Origin of the sequence: Bacillus sp. GC_Bacil_1 (assembly GCF_026540675.1) — a bacterium.
Classification (GTDB): Bacteria; Bacillota; Bacilli; order Bacillales; family Bacillaceae_G; genus Bacillus_A; species Bacillus_A cereus.
Window position 1 is genome coordinate 131228 of sequence record NZ_JALNUG010000010.1, and the last position, 25187, is coordinate 156414.

A 25187-nucleotide genomic window follows, 5' to 3' on the forward strand; every position below is an offset into this window, starting at 1 on the left:
TAAACGACTCTTTTCCCTATAACAAAAAAGCTTGCCCTTCATAATAGGCAAGCTTTCTCAAGTTATTTCTCACTTAACTTCTTCTTATACCAATTCTGCATTCTCTCCGCATCTTCTACTCTCGTATGCTCTATTTTATAACTAGATGATGCACTAGAAAACTTATACGTACATAAATCCGCTCGGCGCTGGAAATATGATTGTGTCTTCTCCATTGATTGGACATGTCTTCTTCTAATAAGTCCTGTATATTTTCTGACGCTACGATAGACAAGTGTAATTTGTTCTCCGTTAACACTGTAACCATTTGTTTTAAATGTTGCGTATCCAAGTGTAAAGATGAGGATCGCGAGCGGAATTAATGCCCACATGATGAAGTGCTTTTCAGAGTATATACTTATTCCAATAAACGGGATTGCTAGCATTGCGAAGAAAATGAAACTATCAATGAGATAGCGGCGTAATGCTGCTTTTGGTAATGCAATAATGTTTGCATTCAGTTCGTATGGTAATTGTAAATGGGCGAGTAACTGTTGTACTCGATCTTTTCGAATGATTGGGTGCAGTGTAACCTTTTCTTTTTCGTCACTCATTCCTTTACTTTGAATGACTTCTACTTGCACAGCACAATAACCGAATGGTTGGCGTAAAATACTTTCTTTTATCGTAATACCTTGAATACGATGCAATTTTAGTACGAGCTCTTTTTTCTCAAGCAATCCTTGCGAAATGCGGACTTCGTCATTTCTTCGATTCACTGTGAAATCGCCATGTTTTAACGCGTAACCGATTGTAGATATAATCCAAGAAAGAACGAGTAACATGGCTACCATGAAAATCCAGCCATATATATCATGTTCCATTACATACGACTTTACGCCATTCTCTATCCATTTCGGAATGTACTCATCTACTTGGTGATAAACGAAAAAGATTAAAGAGAATAATAGTCCAAATTGACCAGATGTAACAGATGCTAATAAAATCTCTTTCCAAGTTAATTTATATTCTGTCGCTTGTTTTTCTTCTGTAACAATTTCTTTTTCTACTACATTTTCTGTTGCTTCGTCTAACGTTCCTTCTGCTTTCACTTCTGGAGTTGGCTCATTTAGCAAAGTAATAAGCTCCGCCGCTTCTTCTGCCGTAATACCAGCTAAGCTAACTTCTGCTTCATCGCCCCCACCAGCTGTTTCAATCTGAATTTTTTTTAAACGGAGCATTTGATATAGTACGTTAGAACTTGTATTAATCGTTTGAACACGTTCTTTATTTAAGTAGCTCTCCTTTTTCACGAAGAGACCTTTTTTCACATGTAATACGTTATTTTCAACCCAATATGTTGTGTAATACCATTTTTCAAATGCTGAAAAAACGGTGAGTAAACCAAATGCTGCGGGAATTAAATACCAAAACGGGAATTTTCCGTTTAAGCTAAACATGAAAATAATGAGTGGTATAAAATCTGTTATTTTTAATTCTAATAACATCGTGATTGGATGCTGCCTCTTATACATCCTCATCACTCACTTTCGCTAATTCTGCGATTTTCGTTTTCAACATTTCTGCTTCATACATCGTTAAGCCTGGGATGCTATGAGAAGTTGCTGCTGTTGAAATGTGTAATTCTGCTAAGCCATATTTTCTCATAATTGGTCCTTGTTCAATCGTTACGTGCTGCACACGAATCATCGGTACTAATACGCGCTTTACGACAAAAAGACCATGCTGAATTTCAAGCTCTTCTTCATTTAGTTGGTAGCTGTAATAACGTTGACGTAGTTTCGGGAATAAGAAGTACGAAAATGGTGCGAACACAACTGTCAGCCCAATCATTACATACAAAATCCACGCCCACCAATCAAACTTTATCATGAGGAAAAGGTAAGCTAAAATGACGAGTATACCGATCCCTTCTTCAATTACAGCACGAACTTTCCACACCTTGACCATGTCAGGGTGAATTTCATTTTTCAATGGATCCATGTAACCACTCCAAATCTAGTAATCTAATATATGAATACTCTTAATCTACATTTTACATAACTTTACAGAAAATTGAAATTTAATCTTCTTTCTTCTCAGGAATAAAATATCCGAACCAAAGTAACCAAATGAAACCGATTAACTTCATCCAACTTCCATCCGCTTGAAAAGCTTCAATCATACCTGGTATTTTATAAATCCCAATAAATCCAAGAAAACCGAGCCACCAGTTTTTTTGCATTTTCATCTTTACTCCTCCTTCATGACGTTTTTCACATTTCGAATCCAAATTTCTTTATACTTTAACTGGAATCCCATGAGCATGTAATTACTCATATTATCGATTACGAGCGCTAACGTATGAGCATTTTCTTCCGTTGCCTGTTGTGACACAACGTCAAGTTCCACACCCTTCTTCAATAAATCGTAGAAACCATTTAAGAAATCTTCTTGTATTTCAAATAAGCGTTTCTGATACTTTTCATTTCGCGATGCAGTTACGATAAATTCATTTATAACACGTAATATTCCTTCTTGCCCTTCATATTCAGAGAGCATATGTAAACCATCTGAAATTAACTTTTCTGCAAAGTTTTCTTTCGTATAATGCTCTTTATCAAAATAATTCACGAAATGATACCCAGAAAAAATTTCTTCAAATAAAAAATCAACTAACGCTTCTTTAGAAGAAAAATGATAGTAAATAGCCGGTTTTGAAATACCTACCTCTTTCGCAATCATGGAAAGACTCATCTTCTCAATGCCGTGTTCTGCCATAAGTTTAAATGATGCCTCTACAATGTTCTGCGATGTTTGTAAATTCTTCGTCATACTGTACCTCACTTATTTTTACTTACCGGTCGGTAAGTAAATTGTAAAATAAAAAATAATCATTTGCAAGTTTGATTCAAAACTATATATTACTTTTTCAATCTATATTATGAATCTGGATCATATTCCTTAATAATTACTACAATATTCTTTAATCCAGTTAAATCACAAAAAGCACCGTTGTGAGTGCTTCTTGTAATCTAATATTTAGGCCCCATGTAATCATAACTTTGATCTAGCGCTTTTAATAAATCAATCGCACCCTTTAACTCTCTTTTATCAGACTCTAATTCTTCCATTCTTCTTTCAATATCTTTTTTAAAAGATTCTAAATCGCTAATGGCTTTTTTCCCTACTCCAAGTTGAGACCAGCTTGATAAGAGTAAATCATGTACAGTACTTACCACTCTTTTATTATGGTTTAAATCTTGAATCATATGGTCAAATTGTTGTAAAGCTTGGCTCAATGCTTCTTCATTTAAGTAAATTCTCGGCATCTTAATCTTCTCCCTTAATATTGTTGATCCGTCTTCTTATAATCCTCGGCTTTCTTCTCAATAAAATCTGAAATTTCCGTTGCTGTTCGTATGTACCAAAAACTTAAATGCTCTACATGTGCACGTATATTATTTACTTTAGCTTCTACCCGTCTACTTTCAGCCGTTTCTAATAATGTCATCATATTAGAAATTAACCTCGGTACTCTATCTTGAAATTCTTGCGCGTTTCGCTTCATATCTCTTACAGCTTGTTCTAAATTCTCTACCACTACACGAATCTCTCCCCCGCCTAATAACGCGCCTGGTGAATCATAAACTCTTTCATTCGTGTCTACATTTAACAAGTATTTATTTGATAAAGATCCATTCTCTCCAAACCGGAAGTTCTGATCTGTTTGATAATGATAACCAGGGCCACTTATCGAATTTAAAAATCGAGTAACATCCATCCCAAGCTTTTGCTGTAATGATAGCTTTGACATTTCTTCTTTCGAAATTGGTGGGGTTACCGCATAAGTAGAGCCTATATGACTTTCATATGCACCAAATGGTCCATAGCCAATTGAATCATTTCCGTGAACAACACTTACAATTCTATTATTAAACTCACCATTATTTGCTCTTTCTTGTAAATCAGGCGGTAACAAATGTTTTGCACTCGGCGCATTCCATGACATACATCTTACATTATCATTAGATGCCGCTGCATACTCCGCTAAAGCTCCCCCTAACGAATGACCCGTCGTATATATCTCTACATCATCCCTGTCCTTGTATGTATCCGTTACTTGTTTCATGACCCTTTCAGCTTGTTCGAATTGATTATGTGTTTCCCAGCGCTGATTCTCTTCATTCCAATATTTCTTTGAACCTTCATTCTCAGTCCCTGCTACAGGAGGTGCTGCTGGTTCATGAACACCTTCTCGTAATACAAAATGATTAGTATCTGTTTTTAAATCCTTCATACCTTCCCCTGGCTTCATCGGAATGCCTAAAGAGTTTTTCTCTATAATTTTATCCCCTTCTGTTCCTCGGAAAGCTACCATAACTTGCTTCTTCCCATCGACATCTCGTTCAAAGACTACTGCGTCCATTCCGGTTTGTTTGTCGTGGAATGTTTCTCCTACTTTCCATGTCTGTAAAACTTTTTTTTGATCTGTATAATCCTTTATCTCATAATTTTTACCTAAATCATTCCTATATGCTCCTTTTGCCAAATCATAATAAGTTTGATCTAAAACTGCACTTTCTTTCATTCTTTCACTCCTATAATAAATAGTTTATTCTAATTATATAGTTTATCATTAGGAGAGGGTGATTTTTTTGAAAAAAAAGGGATTTTTATTAATAATAATTATAATTATATTTTTTATTGGAGGGTTTATGTATATGAACAAACAAGAGAACAATGAAGAAATAGCATTAAAAGAAAAAGCGACAAAGATCGCAATCCAACATTTTAAAGAGGATAAAAAACTAGATGTTACAGTGACAAAAGTCGAATTCGGCCCTGCAGATTTTGGAGTAATTTTTGTATCGGGTCATGTAACCAATAATCCAAATCGTAAAATAACTGCAGATATAAATTATAGAGATAAATATAGGGTTGAAAGTATTAGTTATGATGACTGAAAATAATATGAAAATAAAGTATATTTTTGTTGGCCCTTTGTATTAATTCCAATTATTTCATATGTATATAAAGGATAAGATCAATATTCAATAAGCTCAACTTCTAACGTTAAAAATTTAGAAGCAATGTATCAAACTTTTGGGCACCTAACAATAAGGTGTCTATTTTTATTTTCAAAAGGAGCCCCTCAAATAATTCTTAAAAACCTAGATTGATTTGAACCTATTAAAACATTTTAAAGTTTCTCTTCTGCAACATTTGATATATCCCTAATTTAGGAACCAATGATTGGAGGAGAATTATGTTGCATAAAAGATTGTTTTTATATTTAGTTTTCATTTTCATTATTACTACCTTAGGAGACTGTAATAATGAAAATAATACCGATGAAGAAATCATTAATAAAGCAACAGAAGAAACCATTCAATATTTCAAAAAAACAGAGGGCTTAGATGTATCAATTACAGATCATGAATTTGGACCAAAAGACTTTCAAACTATCTCTATATCAGGCTATGTGACTAATGATAAAACGAAAGAATTTACTGCTTCAGTTGAATACGCAAATAATTATCATATCGGCGCTATTTCAACCACCAAAAATTTAGAGCTTAAAAACTAATAATCCAGGCACTTTAGAGTGCCTTTTCTTTATACTTCACCACACAATGTTCAGTGAATATAAAATTTATTGAAGAGGAATATAACGCAACATTCATGGAGTGATTATTCGTGAAAAAATATGCTATAAGATTATTCTTTATCTTTACACTTATCCTTTTAGGAGGATGTACGATAGATCAAAAAAATACTGAACAACAAATAGTTGAAAAGGCAGAAGAAAGGACAATCCAATACTTCAAAGAAAAACAAGACTTAGATGTAGTAATCACTGATTATAGATTTGCTCCAAGTGATTTACAAGGTATCTTTATCTCCGGCTATATAAAAAATGATGAAAGCAAAACATTTAATATTACAATAGAATACGGTGGAGATGAGTATACAATAGGTTCTATCTCTACAAGTGAAAATTTACATTTAAAATAATAAAGAAAAGGCACTCTTTTAAAGTGCCTTTTCTTTATACCCCACCACACAATGTTCTGTGGATATAAAATTTAGTAAAGAGAAATATAACGCAACATTTATGGAGGAATGATAATTGAAAAAAAATGGTATAAGATTATTCATTATCCTTACACTTATCCTTTTAGGAGGATGCGGTATGAATAATAAAACAAATGAAGAAAAAGAAATAGTAGCACAGGCAGAAGAGGTAACCATTAAATATTTTAAAGAAAGAGAGGAGCTCGATGTAGTAATTACAGGACATGAGTTCTCCCCCAATGATTTTCAAACTGTTTTTATAGATGGACATGTTAAAGGAGATAGAAGCAAAACGTTTGGAGTAGGTGTAGAATATGGGGGTGGAGAGTATAATATAAGTTCTAGGTCATACTCTAAAAATCTAAAATTAAAAGAATAATCATTAGACACTCACTAGAGTGTCTTTTTTACGTAAAATATTTTAGCATATAAATTTTTTCTTAACAAAATGACTTGTATCTGTTTTTAAATCCTTCATACCTTCCTTGGCTTCATCGAAATGCCTAAAGAGTTTTTCTCTATAATTTTATCCCCTTCTGTTCCTCGGAAAGCTACCATAACTTGCTTTTTCCCATCGGCATCTCGTTCAAAGGCTACTGCATCCATTCCGGTTTGTTTGTCGTGGAATGTTTCACGGACCTTCCATGTTTGTAAAGTATCATCATTCGCATTATTCACTGTAATTTCATTTCTTAACTCTTTATCTGATTTATACGCATCTTTAGCCATTCGATAAAAGCTTAAATCTAACACTTCTTGTGTATTTTTGCTATCCAAAATATTCCCTCCTCGGGATATTTAGTATATTCTAAATTATAGAACAACATTAACGGAGGGTAAACATGAGAATTAAAATCCGAAAATTTACCTTTTTTGTCTTTTTTATCTTTGTAAGTACAATAATTGGGGGATGTAATATGCAGGAAAATAATAAAGAAAAACAAATAGTAGATAAAGCAACAGAAAAAACAATTAATTACTTTAAAGAGAAACAAAATTTAGATGTAACTATTACTGATTACAGGTTCCCTTCTAATGATCTAGAATCAGTCTTCATAACTGGTCATATCAAAGATGATGAAAGCAAGGAATTCACTGCTACAATAGATTACAATAATAATTATAATGTTGGTTCTGTTTCAACGAATTTTTCTCTAAAAAAATAATACAATATGGATAAAAAATGAGGAAATAGCATTAAAAGAAAAAGCAAAAAAGATCGCAATCCAACATTTTAAAGAAGATAAAAAGCTAGGTGTCACAGTGACAAGAGTGGAATTCGCCCCCTCAGATTTTTGGGTGATTTTTGTATCAGGTCATGTAACAAATAATCCAAACCGTAAAATAACTGCAGATATAAATTATAAAAATAAGGTTAAAAGTATTAGTTATGATGACTGAAATTAATATGAAAATAAAGTATATTTTTGTTGGCCCTTTATATTAATTCCAATTATTTCATATGTATATAAAGGATGAGATCAATATTCAATAAGCTCAACTTCTAACGTTAAAAATTTAGAAGCAATGTATCAAACTTTTGGGCACCTAACAATAAGGTGTCTATTTTTATTTTCAAAAGGAGCCCCTCAAATAATTCTTAAAAACCTAGATTGATTTGAACCTATTAAAACATTTTAAAGTTTCTCTTCTACAACATTTGATATATCCCTAACTTAGGAACCAATGATTGGAGGAGAATTATGTTGCATAAAAGATTGTTTTTTTATTTAGTTTTCATTATTACTACCTTAGGAGGCTGTAATAATGAAAATAATACCGAGGAAGAAATCATTAATAAAGCAAAAGAAGAAACCATTCAATATTTCAAAAAGACAGAGGGCTTAGATGTATCAATTACTGATCATGAATTTGGACCAAAAGACTTTCAAACTATCTCTATATCAGGCTATGTGACTAATGATAAAACGAAAGAATTTACTGCTTCAGTTGGATACGCAAATCATTATCATATCGGCGCTATTTCAACCACCAAAAATTTAGAGCTTAAAAACTAATAACCTTTTTACTTTAGAGTCCCGTTTTTTTATACCCAGTCACACCATATTCTGTGGATATACAATTTAGTTAAGAGGAATATAACGCACTATTAACGGAGTGATTATTCGTGAAAAAATATGCTATAAGATTATTCTTTATTTTTACACTTATCCTTTTAGGAGGTTGTACTATAGATCAAAAGAATGAGGAACAACAAATTGTTAATAAAGCAACAGAAACTACAATTCAATATTTTAAAGAAAAAGAGAATTTAGAAGTGGCTATTACGAATCATAGATTTCCTTCTAATGATATCGAAACTATTTTTATAACTGGTCATATCAAAGATGATACAAATAAGAAATTTACTACTTCAATTGATTATAAGGATGATTATAATATCGGTTCTATCTCTACTACTAATTTCAGCCTAAAACACTGAAAAGACAATCTGAATTATACCTTCTTTTGAAGTATTAATCATTAAAACAAAAAAGCATCCTAAATCACAAATTTAGGATGCTTTCTTTTTAATCCCTATTCAGCAACCGCATACGATAACAATTCATCGTTACTTCCCCAAGTCTTTGCAGTAATTGATAGTTCGCATACGCGCCGACTGGGGCACCGATTATGGGTACGAGCTGAAGCATTTTTGCTAAATCGATATAGTCTCGGTACTCTGTTTGGAACTTTTCCCAGTCCATATGGTTTTCTTCTTCTGTATCCCACGTTTCGATGGCTTTCCATATTTCTTTTCGGTGGTCGTCACTTGAAAAGGCAAGTTGGAAAACGTGAAGGATAAAAAGGCGCTCTTCTTTGTCGCTCGTATCAAATCCGTACAATGTTGCTGCATCGAATAAAAATTTAATTTTAATGCCGAGTAGAAGCGGAAAGTCAGCAAGGCCAAGGAGAATACCGCCTGCTCCCGTCCCTGCTCCTTCTGCCGCTGCTATTTTTTTGTACTCATCCATTTTTTTACGTACTTCATCGTCTCGTCTTTGCAATGACCAGTTCGTCTCTTTTAATTTCGGCTTTATAAAGTTTGATCCGGCGCTAATTGTTTGTACCATCATCCGAATCGTTTCTGTTAATACTTTTTGCACTTTCGCCGGAATAAGCTGTTGTACTTTCGTCTGCACTTTCTTTGAGAACCGTGTCATCATAGAAGAATCTTTCATGAATGTAGCTTTCCACTGCTCCAGCTCTTTTATAACCTTTTCTTCATATGTAATCATAGGTTCATTCCCTTCAATTTAAACGCTCAATACGTTTTGCCCCGTATTGATAAACGAAACCGATACTAAATACTATGCTCACGACTAGTAAAATTCCCGTCATCATGAAATCTTTCGTCGCAAGGGCAAATATAACTGTAAATACAACGCTGCCAGTAAGAAGAATTGCATTTAATAAAGTAAGAAAATCTTTCTTCTTCTCTTCTCCCCCGACCGGATACAAATCAAGCCAAATCTTCATGCGGTGATGCTTCCATAAAGTTAATAGCTGATAACCGATTAAGTATAAGAAAATAAGGCTTACGATAAATCGTCCATATAAAAACGGAATGAAGTAAAGAATAACCCCTCCAAGAGCGAGCAGGCGCACATATAAGCCGAAATAGTTACCCGATCGTAAAAACGTTCTCGTATATAAGTATAAATATGTACGCTTTTCGCCGATTATCGACAGAATGAAATCCAGCCATTTTCGGCGAGATACTCTTTCTTTTAATGCTGGTACATCAACGAACATATTCGCAATTCGGTACAGCAGCATCATTTTCTTACCTTCTTCAGAAATTAAATACTCCCAGTTTAGCGGCTTTCCTTTTACCATTTGATGCATGATAGCAAGATATAACACCATGAGCAGAACGATTCCGCCAATAACAAGAACTGAAGTACGTTCTACAAGGAAATATACAAATAAACCGTTTAAGATAAAACGAATAAACCAATCAGCCCTTTGTATATTTTGATCTGTTAAAAATGACTTTTCCCACGCGACGAATAAATTCCACGCTTTTACAATGACAAATGCGAGGACAATCCATATGTAGCCAGCACCTGTTTGCTTCATTTGTTGGAAGTATAACGGAGCAAGCGCAGCTGCTACGATTGCGATTATGTATAACTGAATCATAAATGTAAAAAGAAATGCCTTGGTGAAGTAAGGTTTTAACTTTTCTTCAACTGGCAGTAAGTAAACGAGATCCGCTTCTTTTAATAACGTTTGAATGGATCCAGCTGTTAACACGAGTCCAATTAATACTGCCATTACGAGCGCAGTTGGAAACGAAGATGTTAACGTTTGTAACCATTGCTGGTAATAATACGCTCCCGCACCGATGATGAACACAAAAATAAATTTCAAATGATCATTAAATACGTATTTACTATATGTACGAACTTCTTTTAGAAAGTGACGAAATCGTTCTTTCCATAACGCTGTGCTATTCATAATCTTCTTCCTTTGTTAGCGCGATGTAAATATCATCTAACGTTGCACCTGGCATATTAAACTGTGATTGCAGCTCAGATAACGTTCCCTTCGCTCTTACTTCACCTTGATGCAGAATAATGAACGAATCACAATAACGCTCTGCCGTCGCTAAAATATGTGTGCTCATTAAAATACCGGCTCCACTCTTTTTCATTTGATCCATCATTTGAAGAAGAGATTGAATTGCTAACGGATCTAATCCAACGAAAGGTTCGTCTACTATGTAAAGAGATGGCTCAACTAAAAACGCGCTCATAATCATTACTTTTTGTTTCATCCCTTTTGAGAAATGAGATGGAAACCATTTTAAACGATTTTTCATGCGAAATTCATGTAATAGTTGTCCTACACGTTCTTCATATTGTTTTTCATCAACACCGTACGCCATCGCTGTTAATTTCAAATGCTCTTCTAACGTTAATTCATCATATAATACCGGCGTTTCTGGAATGAATGAAAAGCTAGAACGGTACGCTGTCATATCATCACGAATTGTTTTCCCATTAATTGTGACAGTTCCTTTTTTCGGTTCCATTAAACCGATAATATGTTTAATCGTCGTACTTTTACCAGCTCCATTTAAACCGATTAAGCCGACAAGTTCGCCTTTATTAACAGAGAACGAAACATCTTTTAATACAGGTCGTTTCGTATATCCTCCTGTAACATTTTCTACACGCAATAACTCGCTCATACGACACCACTTTCTTCATTAGTATTCATTCTATATTCATCTTACCAAAAATTATGCTGTACTACATAGTATCCATGTACTCAAAAAAAAAAATTTAAATTTATTAGCATATATTTTCCCGAAAGCGGACATCATAATTAGTGAAGAAGGAACACATTGAAAAAGCGACCACCAATTGATGAGTACAACAACATAGTTAAGTCATCATGAAATGGGGTGTCCATGTTGGACAAAGAAATTTACACATAACCAGATCATTTGTTTCATTTTAGAAACGGGGTGTCTCCGAAAGAGCATATACTGTTTTAAAAAATAAACAATTTCCTTTTATAAAAGATTGCAATTCATTTCACTTGAAAATGGGGTGTCTACGGCAGAAACTTTAGCCGATTTACCGTGCATTTCTTAAATAAATGAGGTGTCTGCGAAACGTAAATTACGATAATGCTTTTTCAATCCCTCTTCAGAAAACAGGAAGCTGAGTCAGCTTCCTGTTTTTCGTGTTTGTTCTCTTATGTAATTATGGTAAAATACGGCTAAGGATATTTGAAAGGATGAGATCAATGAATCATACAGCAGACAATTGTATTTTTTGTAAAATCATTGACGGGCAAATCCCTTGCTCAAAAGTATACGAAGATGAACATGTGCTTGCATTTTTAGATATTAGTCAAGTAACAAAAGGACATACTCTTGTTATTCCGAAAGTTCACAAACAAGACATTTTTGCGTTAACGCCAGAAATCGCATCACACATTTTTTCTGTCGTTCCAAAAATCGCAAATGCGATTAAAGCAGAGTTTAATCCAGTTGGCTTTAACCTACTTAACAATAACGGTGAAAAAGCTGGACAAACTGTGTTCCACTTCCACCTTCATTTAATTCCACGCTACGGTGAAAAAGATGGTTTCGGTGCTGTTTGGAAATCACACCAAAATGAATACACTATGGAAAATTTACAAAACATCGCAAGTACAATTGCAAATAGTGTGAAATAATGACACTATAAGAAGGCGTAATACATAACAAGCCACTTCCCTGAAGTCATCAAATTCCGCATGGCTTGTTTCTTCACTTAAAATGCTCAGGGATGATTGTTTGTGCATAGCACATATAAGAAAGATATGCATATTTTTTCACATCATGAATACGAACAAAAAATAAGGAGGTTTCCTTTTATGTCAAAAGCTAAATCCTTTATTACAGGTGTTATTTGCGGGGGAGCAGTTGCTGGACTGGCCGTTCTTTTCTCAACTCCTTCTTCTGGTAAAGACATGCGCGGCAAGTTAAAAGAAAAAGGAAATGATATTAAAAAGACTTTAGCTGATATTACAGCTGATACGAAATTATTAAAGCGTCAAATTGTTGAAACTGCTTCAGAAGGTAAAGAAGTGTTTCAAGAATTAAAAGATGACATGCAAGACACGCTTTCTAACTGGAAACAAGATATTTCTCAAAACAAGCGCCATATTGAGAAAGAAATTTTGGACATCCAAAAGTCAATTGAGAAACTACAAGAAGCTGTTCCAGAAAAAGCGTAAACAAATTCCTGCTTAGTTTTTTGCATATAACAAATATTTTTTATATAAATTGACCTTGACACGGCATATCGTATAGATATGCCGTGTTTTTATGCATTTACAATATATGTTATCAATTAACATGTAAGGACAACGCATGTATTCACGACTCATAAAACGCTTCCATAGTTATGCATGATTTGTATAGAATGTCATTTTGTTAAAAAATTTTCACAATTCTTACAAAAAGACTTTATTAATTTTTATTTTACTGGCATAATAGATAGTAATGAAAAAGAATGTTAAAGTGGGTGAGTAAATGAAAAGTGGAGAAAAAGATTACTCGGTAAAAGAAGCGATGATTTTCAGCCAACGCATTGCTCAATTATCGAAAGCGTTATGGAAATGTGTAGAGAAAGATTGGCAGCAGTGGATTAAACCTTACGATTTAAATATTAATGAACATCATATTTTAACAATCGCTTATCATTTAAAAGGGGCTTCTATTTCTGAGATTGCTAAGTTTGGAGTTATGCACGTATCAACGGCGTTTAACTTCTCGAAAAAGCTGGAAGAACGCGGCTATCTTGTATTCTCAAAAAAGGAAGATGATAAACGAAATACGTACATTGAAATTACAGACAAAGGGGAAGAATTACTACTTCGCTTAATGGAGGAGTATGATCCTGAAAATAATTCAGTGTTTAATGGGGCTCTTGCACTTCGTAATTTTTATGGGAAGTTCCCAGAAAATATCGAACTGATTGCAATCCTGCGTAATATTTACGGACAAGACTTTATCGATATTTTTGAGAAATCATTAGAAGATATTGAAGAGAACTTTACAGAATCCGATCAAAAGTTAGTTAAGAAATAATCTATTTATTTTTTCGCAATCATGCTTAAGAATTCATTCATAAGCGGCTTAAATAAACCTTGTTTTGCTAGCGCTTCCGCAGTTTCGTGTACTTCGAGCTGATGTGGAAGCGCTTTTTCAAATTGATTTAACAGCGCATCGAACAAAAGAAGCCCTTCAGCTTTCTCCACTACATATTGCTCGTTCAGTTTTTCACAAAGATTTAGTATACGTTCAATATCTTTTTTACGAGCTTTTTTCTTTATGATCAAAGAATAAAATGGACACTTCTCTTCATCAATCATTTTAAATAGTAGGTCTACGTAGTATTCAGCTTGTTCTAATCTTCTAACAACGTCCATTTTCTCCCTCACTTTCTAACACAAAGTCTTCTATTTCTGAATTTTGTAACACGAACAAAATATCGTGTGATACAATATATGTATATGTATTTTAGCCAAAAGGAGGTCTCGCCTCATGACACTTATAACAGTTGTTTTTGTCGCATTCGCACTTCTTGTTATATTTTACACGAATTTCATGACACATACACTGTGTGAACGAAAACAAATAGCTGCGAGCCGCCAGCCCGGTGTCTTTCGGGTTATTAATGTATGTATAACAATTTTATTAATTTCTAGTTATATAGAAATTATATTTCATGGAAAGTGAGGAAGGAAAGCCCCTTCCTCACTTTTTTCCTCTATAAGCAAATTATACCTACAATAACCAATAAAATAAACAGTACAAGTAATAAAATAAGTTGAGAATTCATCCCCATCCCCTCCTCTATTCTGTATATGCGGCATACGCCCAATATGGCACACTTTCAAAATCTGACACGTACTGGTTAATTTTTCTTTATCAATATGAAAACGCGTCGAAATATGATATATTAAATTTTGTACATATTGCTTATACTATAGAACAAAACATTCATCAAAACTTTATCCTCAGCCACGGTAAGCCCTGTTAAGCGCGCTTTACCAATACAAAAAAGCAAAAGTATCAGTGAGACTTAATCGGGCTCTTATGAATTTAAAATTCATCGGTGTAGGATAAATTAAAAATACATAATAGTAGGAGTGTTTATCGAATGAAGAAAGCTATGCTTGCCTTAGCCGCAACAAGTGTAATCGCATTATCAGCATGTGGAACATCATCATCAGACAAAATCGTTACATCTAAAGCTGGTGACATTACAAAAGAAGAATTCTACGATCAAATGAAGACACAAGCTGGTAAACAAGTACTAAACAACATGGTTATGGAAAAAGTACTTATTAAAAACTACAAAGTTGAAGACAAAGATGTAGACAAAAAGTTCGATGAAATGAAAAAACAATACGGTGATCAATTCGATACACTAATGAAACAACAAGGTATTAAAGAAGAAACTATAAAAAATAGTGTACGTGCTCAATTAGCTCAAGAAAAAGCGGTTGAACAATCGATTACTGATAAAGATGTAAAAGCAAAATTCGAGGATTATAAAAAAGAAATTAAAGCAAGTCATATCCTTGTAAAAGATGAGGAAACTGCTAAAAAAGTGAAAGATGAACTTGCTCAAGGTAAATCTTTCGAAGAATTAGCAAAACAATACTCTGAAGATACAGGTTCAAAAGAAAAAGGTGGCGACTTAGGATTCTTCGGACCAGGGAAAATGGTAAAAGAATTTGAAGAAGCAGCTCAAAAGTTGAAAAAAGATGAAGTAAGCGAACCTGTAAAAACACAATTTGGTTACCATATTATTAAAGTAACTGATAATCACGCAGATGCTACTTTCGATAAAGCAAAAGCTGATATTAAAAAATCACTAGCTCAAGAAAAAACGCAAGATGCTCAATTCATGAACGATCTTATGATGAAAGAAATCAAAAAAGCTGACGTAAAAGTTGACGATAAAGATTTAAAAGATCTTTTCAAAGAGCAAAAAGCTGACGATAAAAAAGACGAAAAGAAATAATGAAAAGCTCGGGCTAAGCCCGAGCTTTTTTATATCCCCTCTTCCAGGGGGAAATTGTGTACAGATTGGGTAAATGAAATTACATGATTGACTCTTCGATTCTATAGAAAGGATAACGTCTTTTTCATTTTATGGATAGTGTACAATCTTAGCTAGTTTTACACTATCTTCGTTACCGAAAGTTTATTTTGTCATTCGTTTAACTAAAACCATCTTTTATGCATTTCACTTAAAAACATTTCTGTGATTCTAAATCCTGAACTTTCCCCTATAATAGAGTCAATCCCACAATACGGACAAACTGCTGTGTTATCATCATCCCACCACTCTGTAATTTTTTCTGGATGGAAAATTTCTAAACAATAGAAACAACCACATATAACATCCTTTTCTAAGTGCTTTCTATTACGAGAACAAAAACGATGTGCTTCCTCAAAATATTTTCCCATCAGTATCCCCCTATTCCTGATTGTTTCTATACTTTACTTAGATTATCCTCGGCAAAATTGCAATTATTTCTTACAGAAAAACAAAAAACCCTTGATTCACAACGCGTGGAACCAAGGGTTTATCTCATCATTATTGATTAAATTAAGAAACTATGTTAAATTAGTACAGAAACACGTTTTCTAAAATACACAGAACGTATTTATCCGTATCTTAATTGTACAACAAAACCTTTCTTCAGTCAACCTCTATTTTTCACTTTTAAAGGAGTGCTTACGTATGAACAAAAAACTTGATCTAGAGCAAAAACGATTGGATACCGTAATCGAAACGATTACGCAGCAAATTGATAAGCTGGAAAACGAAACTGGCAGACGCCGGGCAGAAGTAATCAACATCCGTAAACACTTCTGGGATGACGTTAAAGTGAATACAGATACTTTTGATGATTACCTTGAAACAGTTATCAACTTAAGACAACAAGCTCAGTCACTAGCTGTTACACAAATCACCCATAAACACACCTTTAATCGACTTGCCGCGCTGCGACGCATGCAAAAAGCACCTTACTTCGGACGCATCGATTTTACTGAAGAAGGCGAACCTGCCGCAGAACAAATCTATATCGGTGTTTCTACCCTTACTGATGCAAGCGGAGAAAACTTTCTTATTTATGACTGGCGCGCCCCAATTTCAAGTGTTTATTACGACTATCCACCAGGACCGGCTGAATACAACACACCAGGCGGCGTAATTTGCGGTAATGTGGAGAAAAAATTACAATACATTATTCAAAATGGCGAGATTGATTCCATGTTCGATACGAGCCTCACAATCGGTGATGAAATTCTGCAACAAGCGCTCGGAAAAGGTACAAACAAACATATGCAGAGCATCGTCGCTACGATTCAGCGTGAGCAAAATGAAATTATCCGTCACGATGAAGGCCGACTCCTTATCGTTCAAGGAGCTGCTGGTAGTGGTAAAACATCAGCTGCCCTGCAGCGAATCGCCTACTTACTATATAAATATCGCGAATGGCTAAAAGCGGATCAAATTATTCTCTTTTCCCCTAACTCTATGTTCAATAGCTACGTTTCTAACGTACTACCTGAACTCGGTGAAGAAAATATGCAGCAAGTAACATTCCAAGAATATTTAAACCATAGACTAAGTAAGTCATTTGATGTGGAAGATCCTTACGAACAATTAGAATATATGCTAACTGAAACAAATAGCGCAAATTACAAAATTAGAAATGCGAGCATCCGATTTAAAGCATCCACTCAATTTTTCGAAATGATTAAAGCGTACAGACAATCTCTTGAAACTTCAGGCATGCTATTTAGAGGAATGAAATTTAGAGGGAAACTGATCGCCTCAGCTAAAGAAATTACAGAGCAATTTTACAATACTGACTCCTCCCTCCGCTTCCATAGTCGAATTGAGAAGTTAACGGATTGGCTAAATAAACAAATAGATGCACTTGAAAAAGCAGAACTGAAAAAGCCTTGGGTAGAAGAAGAAATTGAATTACTTAGTAAAGATGAATATCAAAAGGCTTATAAATACTTGCAGAAAAAAGGCGAGTTTGACGACAACTCTTTTAATGACTATGAGAAAGAAACGAAAGTCCTGGGACGTATGATTGTCCGCAAAAAATTGAAGCCGCTTCGTAAAGGCGTTCAAACACTGCGCTTCATCAATTTCACAGGAATCTATAAACAACTCTTCACAGACGCATCATGGGTTACTGGAGAAAAACCGAAAGAATGGGATGACATTTGCTCTCTAACAGTGAACATGCTTGATGAAGGAAAGCTATATTACGAGGATGCGACTCCATTTTTACTTTTAAAAGAATTAATTGAAGGCTTCCAAACGAATAGATCGATTAAACACGTACTCGTAGACGAAGCGCAAGATTACTCGCCGTTTCAATTTGAGTTTTTAAAACGCCTCTTCCCTGCCGCAAGAATGACGGTACTCGGAGACTTTAACCAAGCGATATTTGCCCATGCGAGTGAGGCAGTGAATTTCAATACACTTACTAGCTTATACGGACCAGATGAAACGAACGGTATTAACTTAACTCGTAGCTACCGCTCAACAAAACCGATTATTGAATTTACACGTGCTCTCGTACCGGAAGGGAAGAACATTCACGCCTTTGAACGCGACGGCGAGAAACCTACAGTAACGAAAGTAGCTGATTACAGCGAACTGCACGAGCATATTACTACAAAAGTTACCGAACTACAAAAACAAAATCACAATACAATCGCAATTATATGTAAATCCGCAACTGAAAGCGCCGCTGCATACGAAGCACTCCGTCATATCGAGAATATTAAACTCGTGAAGAGTAACTCAGCCGAGTATGAGCAAGGTATTGTCGTGATCCCTGCTTATTTAGCGAAGGGTATTGAATTTGACGCTGTTATTATTTATGATGCTTCTGAAGATTTATACAGTGATGAGAGCGTACGTAGATTGTTCTACACTGCTTGTACGCGCGCGATGCATGAGTTGCAACTTTATAGCGTTGGCGAGGTTAGTCCTTTTGTGCTTGGGGCTGATTTGGATAGTTTTGAACTTATAACGAAAACACCTTGATAATCATCAAGGTGTTTTTCTCATTCTAAAAGGAATATCTTTACGTCGATATACACTTAACACAATTCCCATTATAAATGCATGAAACAGAGTTGGTATCAATCCGTAGCTAATAAAAGGTAATGATATAGAAACACGTGGTAATATCCCGAGGGTCATGCCAACGTTACAAATAAAATGGATTACAAAAAGAGTCACTCCGCCAACGAGAAGCAATTTACCATAACCATCATTTATTTTATAAGCTATGTTCATTATTCTTACTGCAAAAAGAGAAAGAATCACGACAAGAACTAGCGCAAGTACATATCCATAATAGTAAGTCAAACTTGCAAATACAAAATCAGTATGGGCAGCACGGATAGACTTTATATTTCCATATGTACCAAACCAACCTGCTGAAGACATTGCCTCTTGTAAACGTAAATCCCATTGATCATGCGCTGGATTTATAAATCCTAAAATTCTAGCTATCCGGTATTCTTTTACCGCAGACCAGGAAAATAGATCCCTAACAATAAAGGGTAAAATTGGTAAAATTGTAATGAGCCATGCCGTGTTCTTTCCTAACTTACTCCACCAAGGCATAACGAATACCATCGTAATATAGATGAAAATTGGTAAAAGAATTGATGTAGTTGAAAATAGATATAAAGAAAATACGTATAATATGAGAAGATGCATAAACTTTAACCTACTATTATTGAAAAAAGAAGCCCAAGCTAGAAAGAAGAATGGCATCGTCATTAAACAGTCAATTTTGATGGGGCCAATTTTTATTATTGCTTCCCCAATCACGTAATCAGTCGGAAAACATTTTATCATTAACAAGATAAGTACGCCAATTGTATAAAACAGCCACCCAAGTTTCTCTAATCTCCAATAATCAAGTAGCATCATGCCCATAGCTGTTACAACACCGAGAATAACAAATATCACCTTATTCATGAATAAGTCAGCATGTCCAAAAGTTATAATCGGCAAAAACCCTAGCCCCATCGCAGCCACTAATAAAACAATTAAAAACCAATCAACCTTTGGCTTATACAGTTTGTTAAGTTCTTCGCCAAGTTTGACCGGACTTCCCATTTGTTCAACAGCCTTATCTTCAGCAACTTCCTCACTTAATCCTTTATCCATCCACATATTCTTCGCCTGTTTTAAGTGAAAGTCTAGTTCCATCGCCACCAAATCCTTCGCTTCTTTTGATTTAATATGGTTCGTAACTTCTTTTAAAAAACGCTCCCCTTTTTTGTTCAATTTTTTCTCACTCCTGTACTAATCCTTTTAATATAAATCGTGCCTTCGTAGCATTCTTCTCTGCCTTTCGCAGCATCTTGTTTCCTTTATCATTTAATTGATAATATTTAGCTCCCGCATGATCCCAGCTAGATTGGATAAAGCGATTCTGTTCTAGACGATGCAATAAAGTGTATAGAGATCCTTCATCACCTTCGAATTTTTGAATTCCTCTCCCCCGCATTAACTGCATCAATTCATAACCTGTTTTTTCATTCATAAGAAGTTGCAACACTGCTAAAAGGATGTCTTCTTCCTTTTCGGACGATTGATTGATTTTTTCGCGCACCCGCTTTTGGTGCTGATCAGAAAAACTCAAATGTTTAAACGTTGTGTTCTCCATTGATTTTCGCAAACCTTTTAATCGATCTTCCATTTGATTATTCCTCCAATCCTTTCTTCAAAAGCTCCTTCGCTTTTTTCAGTCTCGTTTTTATCGTGTTTTCCTTCACTTCTATTACCGTAGCAACCTCTTTAATTGATAATTCCTCATAATAAAATAGGTAAATCACTTCTCGATATTTTATCGGTAAACTCATTACTGCAGAAGCCAGTTCACGATCCTCCGCATTTTGAATGACAGTTTGTTCCACACTTTCTTTTTGACTCTCCATATACGTAAAGTCATCCTCTGTCACGATAACTTTTTTGTTATACCAACTTTTTAAATAGTCCTTACAATGATTGATTGCAATTCTCCATAACCATGTTTTCAAATTCGAATTCCCTTTATATGTATGAAGAGATTTATAGCATTTCACAAATATATCTTGCGTTAAATCCTCCGCGACCTCTTTATTATTCACATACGAATACACAAGCTGCAGGACTTCTTGTCCATACTTGTTCATTATTTCGTCGATAAGGTCCTCCTTATCTTCTATTTCAAACGCTTCTATCGTTAATTCATCCACATCATTTCCTGGTTTGAAATTCTTATAAAAATCTATAAATTGTTGGCGAACCAAGTCAAATGCCAACTACCGAAAAGGAATCTCACCTTTTTCCTGTCCGTAAGGGTTGTGACCTTTTCATCCACCTATCGTGAAAGAATGACGGCAGGTTCCTGTTAGGAACGGTCTGTTCTTGCATACTACCATTCATCCAAGTCAGTAGTATGCAAGAGGTTATAAGAAATAAACCAGTATCCCCCTTCTCATTTAAATTTTAAATACGAATTGTTGATTGCTCATATAAACCGTTTTGTGAAGAATGCTCCACAATTTCCAATTGTGATGTTCTTTCCACGTTTTAATTGTTTGTAACCATTTTTTATATACTTTTTTCGTATTCGTATTCTTTTTACTTTCTTCCATAGAAGCAACAAGAATACGCAGTTTTGTTGTAATTTGGTTTTTTAATAATAAAATAATCTCTTTTGGTAATTGTTCTTGCAATTCTAATCCACGTCTTGCGATCGTGAATGCGGCTTTTTCATGAACGCTAATACCGTATTTTTTACTATATTTTAATTTTCCAATCACACTTGTATAAGCAGGATTCACTGTTTTGACAGAAAGCCCGTTGCGAAGAGCCATACGAATTAAATTGTTCAACATCTTTTTATACGTAAATTGATGGAAATTACGATTACTGTATTTATCAGTATCATGAGATTGTTGAAACTGTAAATCTTCTAAAACAATTCCACCTACATTGTTTTCCAACAACCATGTTTTAATTTGTTGTACAATTTGTCCAATTATCGTTCCGCGTTTGTTTGTTGAAAACGTATTAAGATTGTGTAGATAAAAAATTTTTGAATCTTTAAAATTACCTTGTTTTGTACATAAACTAACTGCAATACGGTCCGGATTTACATCGATTCCTGCCATTACATCTGATTGTGGTGTTTCCTTGAAATCTAGTACACGACCTATTTCCGTTTCATCAAACGTAATATTCACATAAAATTCACTTTGTTTACGAATGATTTCTACACTATATTTTTGATGCTCTATCATCGGTTTTCCTTTTGGATTTACATCGATTTTCTCTCCCATAACGACATTTGTAATTTGATGATAAAAACGATATGGAATGATAATCGGAACTTTGATTCGTGGGCTTTTTGTTTTTCCATTTGTTAGTCCTAATGGATTTGCAATTTCTAACCATCCTTGCCCACAGTCATCAACTGTAATGCGCATGTTCAAATTCCCTTTTTTGCTTTTATCTCCACGAGAATATAATTGTCGTGTACGCAAATCTTTCCATTCTTGATTGGATATCTTGTTTTTCATTCTTTCATAGAAATTTTTCCGCCCACCAAAAATAATAGGAGGTAATGTTTCATTTTTAATATGTTTTGCATATGTTTCCATTCTTTGTTCTAATTTTTGTTTTCGTTTTCTTAAACCAATTAAACAAGTTTCTAATGAAACTTGTTTAGGTCTTTTTTTGCCGCTTTCATAATCATCTATTTTTTGTAACGTCTTTTCTAACTTTTTTTGATTGTTTTCTAGGTAAACTGGAAGAAGTTCTTTTTGAGAGGAAAGGATCGTTTGCGCTTGTAAAACCGCATCTTCACAAAAACGTTTATTTAACAAATATTTAGGCTGTAATTTTTTTATCAATTCTTTCTCGTTTTCGCCATCAATCAAACGATTCAAACTATATCGTTTTGCGCTTTCGAACGTACGAATCAAAGTAATTAAATCTTCCGTTTGTTCTTTTGTAATAGAACCGATTTTACAAGCCCGTGTTGTTTTCATCCTTTCCACCCTTTTCTAATACGGATTTTATTGCATTTTCTAATTTTCTACCTCCTCTTTTCCCATGAATTTTTGCAGAAAAAGAGGTTGTGATTGCTATAAGATCTTCCACTAATTCGGATTCTTCGTTTTTTTCAATGTGTTCTATCCGCAATAAAAACACCTTCTTCATCCCAATTCCGTAAAGTTTGTTGCGTTTTTCCTAATATGTTTGCAGCTTTCACAATTGAAATATAATTTTTTATTTTCATTACCTGAAAATATTATATATTGAATTTTGTGAAAAAACATAACATATAATTGTAAATTTTTATAGTTTTTTATAGATTTTTATTTACTGTTATTTCCTCCTTCCCATATATTAGACGACGCACTGTATGAAAAAGTTTTATAAATTTATAAAAAAATTCGGTTGGCAATAACGTTTTTGATAAAACAATTCCTCAGCCACTTACATATAATAAACCGAATAGTCGTTACAATACATTCACCTAAAGAGCGCCTCTCTCCCAAGGCGCTTTTTAAGTTTGCAATAAAGGTTGTGTCTTAGTTTTCTATCGCCAAGGTTCCCCTCATCGCTAAATTAAAAAGAGAACCGATTTAATTGATTCCTCTTTCATCCTAACACTCACTTAAAGAATCTAATATTTCATGACCATACAAAGATGGCTTGATAATATCAAAACCAATAAGTTCTTCACACTTCTTATCCGATAAATAACATACAAAAACCACCTAAAGGCTCCCCTTCAGGTGGTTCTCTATTTTATGCTAACGCAGCTGCTTGCTCTTGTTGATCTACAGGAATTACAGCGTCTGTTAGTGCTTTTTCTAGTTCAGCTGTATATTTCATTTGTTCTTCTTTGCTCCAGCCTAGTTTCGCAGCCATGTAGTTGATTACTGCTTCTTTCCACTCGTATACCCAGTGGATGTTGAAGAATACAGCGCCTCTGCGGCGTACGAAGAAGTCAACTGGTTTTGCTGTCATTTCGTAATCCATTGCGTATACAAGTGGGATTAGAACTTCAAGCGGCATGTTGTATTCTTTCGCTTCTTCTTTATGTTTTTTCGCTAAGTCGAACAGTACATCAACGTTAGAGCCGTAGAATTTCGCGAACTCTTCTGCTTGTACTTTCGTTAAACCAGATTTTGTACCTTCGTCTGCTTTTTTCGCAACAAATGCTGGGAATCCGTGTGAACCATCTACATGTCCACCAGAGATTGGCATATGTTTCGTATCGCTCTTCGGATATGCGCTATGACCTTCTTTTTGTAGTAAGTTCGTTACGTAATCTACTACCATTTCAGCCATTTTACGGTATCCTGTTAATTTACCACCTGCGATTGTAATTAAACCAGATTCAGAAGTCCAAATTTCATCTTTACGAGAAATTTCAGATGCATTCTTACCTTCTTCATAAATTAACGGACGTACACCAGCCCAGCTTGATTCAATGTCTTTCTCTGTAATTTTCACGCTTGGGAACATGTAGTTAATCGCATTAATGATGTATGTGCGATCTTCTGTTGTCATTTGTGGTACAGCTGCGTCTTTATCATAGAACGTATCTGTTGTACCTACGTATGTTTTTCCTCCGCGAGGAATCGCGAACACCATACGTTTATCTGGTGTATCGAAGTAAATTGCTTGCCCGAGTGGGAAACGTTTTTGATCAATTACTAAGTGAACACCTTTTGATAACTGAAGTACTTTTCCTTTTTTCGAGTTATCTTTTTCACGAAGTGTATCTACCCAAGGACCAGCTGCGTTTACAATTTTCTTACCGTAAACTTCATATACTTCACCGTCTAGTAAATCGATTACACGTACACCGCATACTTTTCCATCTTTATATAAGAAACTGTCTACTTTTGCGTAGTTAACAGCTTTCGCACCATGCTCAATTGCTTCTTTCATTACTTCAATTGTAAGACGCGCATCGTCTGTACGATATTCTACGTAGTAACCGCCGCCTTTTAATCCTTCTTTTTTTACAAGAGGCTCTTTGTTTAGCGTTTCTTCACGGTTAAACATCTTTCTGCGCTCGCTTCGTTTTACACCTGCTAAGAAGTCGTATACACGAAGACCAATTGATGTACTAAATGATCCGAACGTACCGCCTGTATGGAACGGAAGTAACATCCACTCTGGTGTTGTTACATGGGGACCGTTCTCATATACGATCGCACGCTCTTTACCCACCTCTGCTACCATTTTCACTTCAAGTTGTTTTAAATAACGTAGACCACCGTGTACAAGCTTCGTTGAACGACTTGATGTACCTGCTGCAAAGTCCTGCATTTCAAACACAATTGTTGATAACCCGCGTGTTGCTCCATCTAATGCAATACCAGAACCAGTAATACCTCCACCAATTACGATCACATCTAACTCTTGTTTATTTACTCCGTTTAATACGTCTTTACGTTGTTTACTTGAAAATTTCATGGTAATTCCTCCCTTTGATAACGAAAAAAGAGACCACAAACTCCGCTATAGATTTCGCCTCTA

30 protein-coding genes and 2 pseudogenes are annotated in these 25187 nt (G+C 34.8%); 13 read left to right on the forward strand and 19 right to left on the reverse strand.

Translation table 11 applies throughout. From position 1 onward, the window contains the following. Positions 1-62: 62 nt before the first annotated feature. From OXT04_RS16820 to OXT04_RS16845, 6 genes are all read right to left on the reverse strand, one after another. Positions 63-1514 carry a PH domain-containing protein gene (locus OXT04_RS16820; protein ID WP_267416105.1) on the reverse strand — a complete coding sequence of 484 codons (1452 nt, stop codon included), beginning with the start codon at positions 1512-1514 and terminating at the stop codon, positions 63-65. Further along, positions 1507-1983, reverse strand: a complete 477-nt coding sequence (locus OXT04_RS16825; RefSeq protein ID WP_000371358.1) for a PH domain-containing protein — start codon at positions 1981-1983, stop codon at positions 1507-1509. The genes OXT04_RS16820 and OXT04_RS16825 overlap by 8 nt, the downstream gene beginning before the upstream one ends. Before the next feature lie 79 nt (positions 1984-2062). Further along, complete coding sequence (locus OXT04_RS16830) at positions 2063-2230, reverse strand: hypothetical protein (RefSeq protein WP_000783808.1); 168 nt, start codon at positions 2228-2230, stop codon at positions 2063-2065. A 2-nt stretch (positions 2231-2232) separates the two neighbouring features. Next, a complete protein-coding gene (locus OXT04_RS16835) occupies positions 2233-2814 on the reverse strand; it encodes a TetR/AcrR family transcriptional regulator (protein ID WP_000164846.1) in 582 nt (193 codons plus the stop codon). A 200-nt stretch (positions 2815-3014) separates the two neighbouring features. Continuing rightward, positions 3015-3311, reverse strand: a complete 297-nt coding sequence (locus OXT04_RS16840) for a hypothetical protein (protein ID WP_002030222.1) — start codon at positions 3309-3311, stop codon at positions 3015-3017. A 14-nt stretch (positions 3312-3325) separates the two neighbouring features. Then, positions 3326-4570: a lipase family protein gene (locus tag OXT04_RS16845; RefSeq protein ID WP_097919875.1), complete on the reverse strand. Its 1245-nt coding sequence runs from the start codon at positions 4568-4570 to the stop codon at positions 3326-3328. A gap of 133 nt (positions 4571-4703) precedes the next feature. Between OXT04_RS16845 and OXT04_RS16850 the strand changes: the two genes are divergently transcribed. The 4 genes from OXT04_RS16850 (at position 4704) to OXT04_RS16865 (ending at position 6436) form a co-directional block, all read left to right on the forward strand. After that, entirely contained in the window at positions 4704-4946 is a 243-nt protein-coding gene (locus OXT04_RS16850) for a hypothetical protein (RefSeq protein WP_223259179.1), read from the forward strand. Between the two features lie 302 nt (positions 4947-5248). Further along, positions 5249-5569, forward strand: coding sequence for a DUF1433 domain-containing protein (locus OXT04_RS16855; protein ID WP_023521366.1), 321 nt, complete (start codon positions 5249-5251; stop codon positions 5567-5569). 110 nt (positions 5570-5679) lie between these two features. Further along, positions 5680-5997 carry a hypothetical protein gene (locus tag OXT04_RS16860; protein WP_023521365.1) on the forward strand — a complete coding sequence of 106 codons (318 nt, stop codon included), beginning with the start codon at positions 5680-5682 and terminating at the stop codon, positions 5995-5997. A gap of 115 nt (positions 5998-6112) precedes the next feature. Further along, positions 6113-6436: a hypothetical protein gene (locus OXT04_RS16865; protein WP_267416127.1), complete on the forward strand. Its 324-nt coding sequence runs from the start codon at positions 6113-6115 to the stop codon at positions 6434-6436. 54 nt (positions 6437-6490) lie between these two features. Here the strand turns inward: OXT04_RS16865 and OXT04_RS16870 are convergent. Further along, positions 6491-6786 (reverse strand): annotated as a pseudogene (locus OXT04_RS16870) (lipase family protein); the annotation flags it as partial. Between the two features lie 113 nt (positions 6787-6899). Here OXT04_RS16870 and OXT04_RS16875 point away from each other — a divergent pair. The 3 genes from OXT04_RS16875 to OXT04_RS16885 all read left to right on the forward strand — a co-directional run bounded on the left by OXT04_RS16875 (position 6900) and on the right by OXT04_RS16885 (position 8500). Further along, entirely contained in the window at positions 6900-7223 is a 324-nt protein-coding gene (locus OXT04_RS16875; protein WP_001220548.1) for a hypothetical protein, read from the forward strand. Between the two features lie 537 nt (positions 7224-7760). Next, on the forward strand, positions 7761-8075 hold the full coding sequence (locus OXT04_RS16880) for a DUF1433 domain-containing protein (protein WP_109737657.1): 315 nt from the start codon (positions 7761-7763) through the stop codon (positions 8073-8075). A 110-nt stretch (positions 8076-8185) separates the two neighbouring features. Next, positions 8186-8500 (forward strand): DUF1433 domain-containing protein, encoded by a 315-nt coding sequence (locus OXT04_RS16885; protein ID WP_242806125.1) that lies wholly within the window; start codon positions 8186-8188, stop codon positions 8498-8500. Between the two features lie 88 nt (positions 8501-8588). Here the strand turns inward: OXT04_RS16885 and ecsC are convergent, their stop codons facing one another. From ecsC to ecsA, 3 genes are read right to left on the reverse strand one after another with little or no spacing between them, the layout of a single operon-like run. Beyond that, positions 8589-9296 (reverse strand): ecs operon protein EcsC, encoded by a 708-nt coding sequence (ecsC, locus tag OXT04_RS16890; RefSeq protein WP_000634126.1) that lies wholly within the window; start codon positions 9294-9296, stop codon positions 8589-8591. A 13-nt stretch (positions 9297-9309) separates the two neighbouring features. After that, positions 9310-10521 (reverse strand): ABC transporter permease EcsB, encoded by a 1212-nt coding sequence (gene ecsB, locus OXT04_RS16895; protein ID WP_088020728.1) that lies wholly within the window; start codon positions 10519-10521, stop codon positions 9310-9312. Further along, positions 10514-11257, reverse strand: coding sequence for an ABC transporter ATP-binding protein EcsA (gene ecsA, locus OXT04_RS16900; protein ID WP_001292598.1), 744 nt, complete (start codon positions 11255-11257; stop codon positions 10514-10516). Before ecsA ends, ecsB begins: the two co-directional genes overlap by 8 nt. 563 nt (positions 11258-11820) lie before the next feature. Here ecsA and OXT04_RS16905 point away from each other — a divergent pair. The 3 genes from OXT04_RS16905 (at position 11821) to OXT04_RS16915 (ending at position 13654) form a co-directional block, all read left to right on the forward strand. Beyond that, on the forward strand, positions 11821-12255 hold the full coding sequence (locus OXT04_RS16905) for an HIT family protein (protein WP_001016835.1): 435 nt from the start codon (positions 11821-11823) through the stop codon (positions 12253-12255). A gap of 180 nt (positions 12256-12435) precedes the next feature. Continuing rightward, on the forward strand, positions 12436-12798 hold the full coding sequence (locus tag OXT04_RS16910) for a YtxH domain-containing protein (protein WP_000030302.1): 363 nt from the start codon (positions 12436-12438) through the stop codon (positions 12796-12798). A 298-nt stretch (positions 12799-13096) separates the two neighbouring features. After that, positions 13097-13654 carry an HTH-type transcriptional regulator Hpr gene (locus tag OXT04_RS16915; RefSeq protein ID WP_000834924.1) on the forward strand — a complete coding sequence of 186 codons (558 nt, stop codon included), beginning with the start codon at positions 13097-13099 and terminating at the stop codon, positions 13652-13654. A 5-nt stretch (positions 13655-13659) separates the two neighbouring features. Here OXT04_RS16915 and OXT04_RS16920 read toward each other — a convergent pair whose 3' ends face one another. Then, positions 13660-13995 (reverse strand): DUF1878 family protein, encoded by a 336-nt coding sequence (locus tag OXT04_RS16920; protein WP_000383657.1) that lies wholly within the window; start codon positions 13993-13995, stop codon positions 13660-13662. 115 nt (positions 13996-14110) lie between these two features. On the opposite strand from OXT04_RS16920, the gene OXT04_RS16925 reads away from it, so the two are divergent. Both OXT04_RS16925 and prsA read left to right on the forward strand, forming a co-directional pair. Beyond that, positions 14111-14305 carry a hypothetical protein gene (locus OXT04_RS16925; protein ID WP_000172690.1) on the forward strand — a complete coding sequence of 65 codons (195 nt, stop codon included), beginning with the start codon at positions 14111-14113 and terminating at the stop codon, positions 14303-14305. A 424-nt stretch (positions 14306-14729) separates the two neighbouring features. After that, positions 14730-15599, forward strand: coding sequence for a peptidylprolyl isomerase PrsA (gene prsA / locus OXT04_RS16930; RefSeq protein ID WP_065228422.1), 870 nt, complete (start codon positions 14730-14732; stop codon positions 15597-15599). Positions 15600-15802: 203 nt separating this feature from the next. On the opposite strand, the gene OXT04_RS16935 is transcribed toward prsA, so the two are convergent. Then, on the reverse strand, positions 15803-16048 hold the full coding sequence (locus OXT04_RS16935; protein WP_000521398.1) for a hypothetical protein: 246 nt from the start codon (positions 16046-16048) through the stop codon (positions 15803-15805). A 277-nt stretch (positions 16049-16325) separates the two neighbouring features. Here OXT04_RS16935 and helD point away from each other — a divergent pair, with 277 nt between their 5' ends. Next, a complete protein-coding gene (gene helD / locus OXT04_RS16940) occupies positions 16326-18662 on the forward strand; it encodes an RNA polymerase recycling motor HelD (protein WP_267416150.1) in 2337 nt (778 codons plus the stop codon). A 6-nt stretch (positions 18663-18668) separates the two neighbouring features. On the opposite strand, the gene OXT04_RS16945 is transcribed toward helD, so the two are convergent. From OXT04_RS16945 to glpD, 7 genes and pseudogenes are all read right to left on the reverse strand, one after another. Further along, a complete protein-coding gene (locus OXT04_RS16945; protein WP_267416152.1) occupies positions 18669-19922 on the reverse strand; it encodes an FtsW/RodA/SpoVE family cell cycle protein in 1254 nt (417 codons plus the stop codon). 7 nt (positions 19923-19929) lie between these two features. After that, positions 19930-20337: a PadR family transcriptional regulator gene (locus tag OXT04_RS16950; RefSeq protein ID WP_098014913.1), complete on the reverse strand. Its 408-nt coding sequence runs from the start codon at positions 20335-20337 to the stop codon at positions 19930-19932. A gap of 4 nt (positions 20338-20341) precedes the next feature. Next, a complete protein-coding gene (locus OXT04_RS16955) occupies positions 20342-20875 on the reverse strand; it encodes a sigma-70 family RNA polymerase sigma factor (RefSeq protein ID WP_071731879.1) in 534 nt (177 codons plus the stop codon). A 246-nt stretch (positions 20876-21121) separates the two neighbouring features. After that, positions 21122-22675, reverse strand: coding sequence for an IS200/IS605 family accessory protein TnpB-related protein (locus OXT04_RS16960; protein ID WP_267416158.1), 1554 nt, complete (start codon positions 22673-22675; stop codon positions 21122-21124). Beyond that, positions 22653-22838, reverse strand: coding sequence for a resolvase (locus tag OXT04_RS16965; RefSeq protein ID WP_033685918.1), 186 nt, complete (start codon positions 22836-22838; stop codon positions 22653-22655). The genes OXT04_RS16960 and OXT04_RS16965 overlap by 23 nt, the downstream gene beginning before the upstream one ends. 458 nt (positions 22839-23296) lie before the next feature. Continuing rightward, positions 23297-23401 (reverse strand): annotated as a pseudogene (locus OXT04_RS30195) (DUF2283 domain-containing protein); the annotation flags it as partial. Positions 23402-23441: 40 nt separating this feature from the next. Beyond that, entirely contained in the window at positions 23442-25124 is a 1683-nt protein-coding gene (gene glpD / locus OXT04_RS16970; RefSeq protein ID WP_000672829.1) for an aerobic glycerol-3-phosphate dehydrogenase, read from the reverse strand. Positions 25125-25187 lie beyond the last annotated feature (63 nt).

Bases quoted from the DNA above. Each gene is read 5' to 3' on its own strand.
- OXT04_RS16880 (WP_109737657.1), top strand. From the start codon at position 7,761: ATGTTGCATAAAAGATTGTTTTTTTATTTAGTTTTCATTATTACTACC.
- ecsA (WP_001292598.1), bottom strand. From the start codon at position 11,257: ATGAGCGAGTTATTGCGTGTAGAAAATGTTACAGGAGGATATACGAAA.
- OXT04_RS16920 (WP_000383657.1), bottom strand. From the start codon at position 13,995: ATGGACGTTGTTAGAAGATTAGAACAAGCTGAATACTACGTAGACCTA.
- OXT04_RS16855 (WP_023521366.1), top strand. From the start codon at position 5,249: ATGTTGCATAAAAGATTGTTTTTATATTTAGTTTTCATTTTCATTATT.
- OXT04_RS16960 (WP_267416158.1), bottom strand. From the start codon at position 22,675: ATGAAAACAACACGGGCTTGTAAAATCGGTTCTATTACAAAAGAACAA.
- OXT04_RS16830 (WP_000783808.1), bottom strand. From the start codon at position 2,230: ATGAAAATGCAAAAAAACTGGTGGCTCGGTTTTCTTGGATTTATTGGG.
- OXT04_RS16935 (WP_000521398.1), bottom strand. From the start codon at position 16,048: ATGGGAAAATATTTTGAGGAAGCACATCGTTTTTGTTCTCGTAATAGA.
- OXT04_RS16950 (WP_098014913.1), bottom strand. From the start codon at position 20,337: ATGGAAGATCGATTAAAAGGTTTGCGAAAATCAATGGAGAACACAACG.
- OXT04_RS16905 (WP_001016835.1), top strand. From the start codon at position 11,821: ATGAATCATACAGCAGACAATTGTATTTTTTGTAAAATCATTGACGGG.
- ecsC (WP_000634126.1), bottom strand. From the start codon at position 9,296: ATGATTACATATGAAGAAAAGGTTATAAAAGAGCTGGAGCAGTGGAAA.
- OXT04_RS16845 (WP_097919875.1), bottom strand. From the start codon at position 4,570: ATGAAAGAAAGTGCAGTTTTAGATCAAACTTATTATGATTTGGCAAAA.
- OXT04_RS16910 (WP_000030302.1), top strand. From the start codon at position 12,436: ATGTCAAAAGCTAAATCCTTTATTACAGGTGTTATTTGCGGGGGAGCA.
- OXT04_RS16850 (WP_223259179.1), top strand. From the start codon at position 4,704: ATGAACAAACAAGAGAACAATGAAGAAATAGCATTAAAAGAAAAAGCG.
- helD (WP_267416150.1), top strand. From the start codon at position 16,326: ATGAACAAAAAACTTGATCTAGAGCAAAAACGATTGGATACCGTAATC.
- glpD (WP_000672829.1), bottom strand. From the start codon at position 25,124: ATGAAATTTTCAAGTAAACAACGTAAAGACGTATTAAACGGAGTAAAT.
- OXT04_RS16915 (WP_000834924.1), top strand. From the start codon at position 13,097: ATGAAAAGTGGAGAAAAAGATTACTCGGTAAAAGAAGCGATGATTTTC.
- OXT04_RS16835 (WP_000164846.1), bottom strand. From the start codon at position 2,814: ATGACGAAGAATTTACAAACATCGCAGAACATTGTAGAGGCATCATTT.
- OXT04_RS16875 (WP_001220548.1), top strand. From the start codon at position 6,900: ATGAGAATTAAAATCCGAAAATTTACCTTTTTTGTCTTTTTTATCTTT.
- prsA (WP_065228422.1), top strand. From the start codon at position 14,730: ATGAAGAAAGCTATGCTTGCCTTAGCCGCAACAAGTGTAATCGCATTA.
- OXT04_RS16825 (WP_000371358.1), bottom strand. From the start codon at position 1,983: ATGGATCCATTGAAAAATGAAATTCACCCTGACATGGTCAAGGTGTGG.
- ecsB (WP_088020728.1), bottom strand. From the start codon at position 10,521: ATGAATAGCACAGCGTTATGGAAAGAACGATTTCGTCACTTTCTAAAA.
- OXT04_RS16840 (WP_002030222.1), bottom strand. From the start codon at position 3,311: ATGCCGAGAATTTACTTAAATGAAGAAGCATTGAGCCAAGCTTTACAA.
- OXT04_RS16925 (WP_000172690.1), top strand. From the start codon at position 14,111: ATGACACTTATAACAGTTGTTTTTGTCGCATTCGCACTTCTTGTTATA.
- OXT04_RS16820 (WP_267416105.1), bottom strand. From the start codon at position 1,514: ATGTATAAGAGGCAGCATCCAATCACGATGTTATTAGAATTAAAAATA.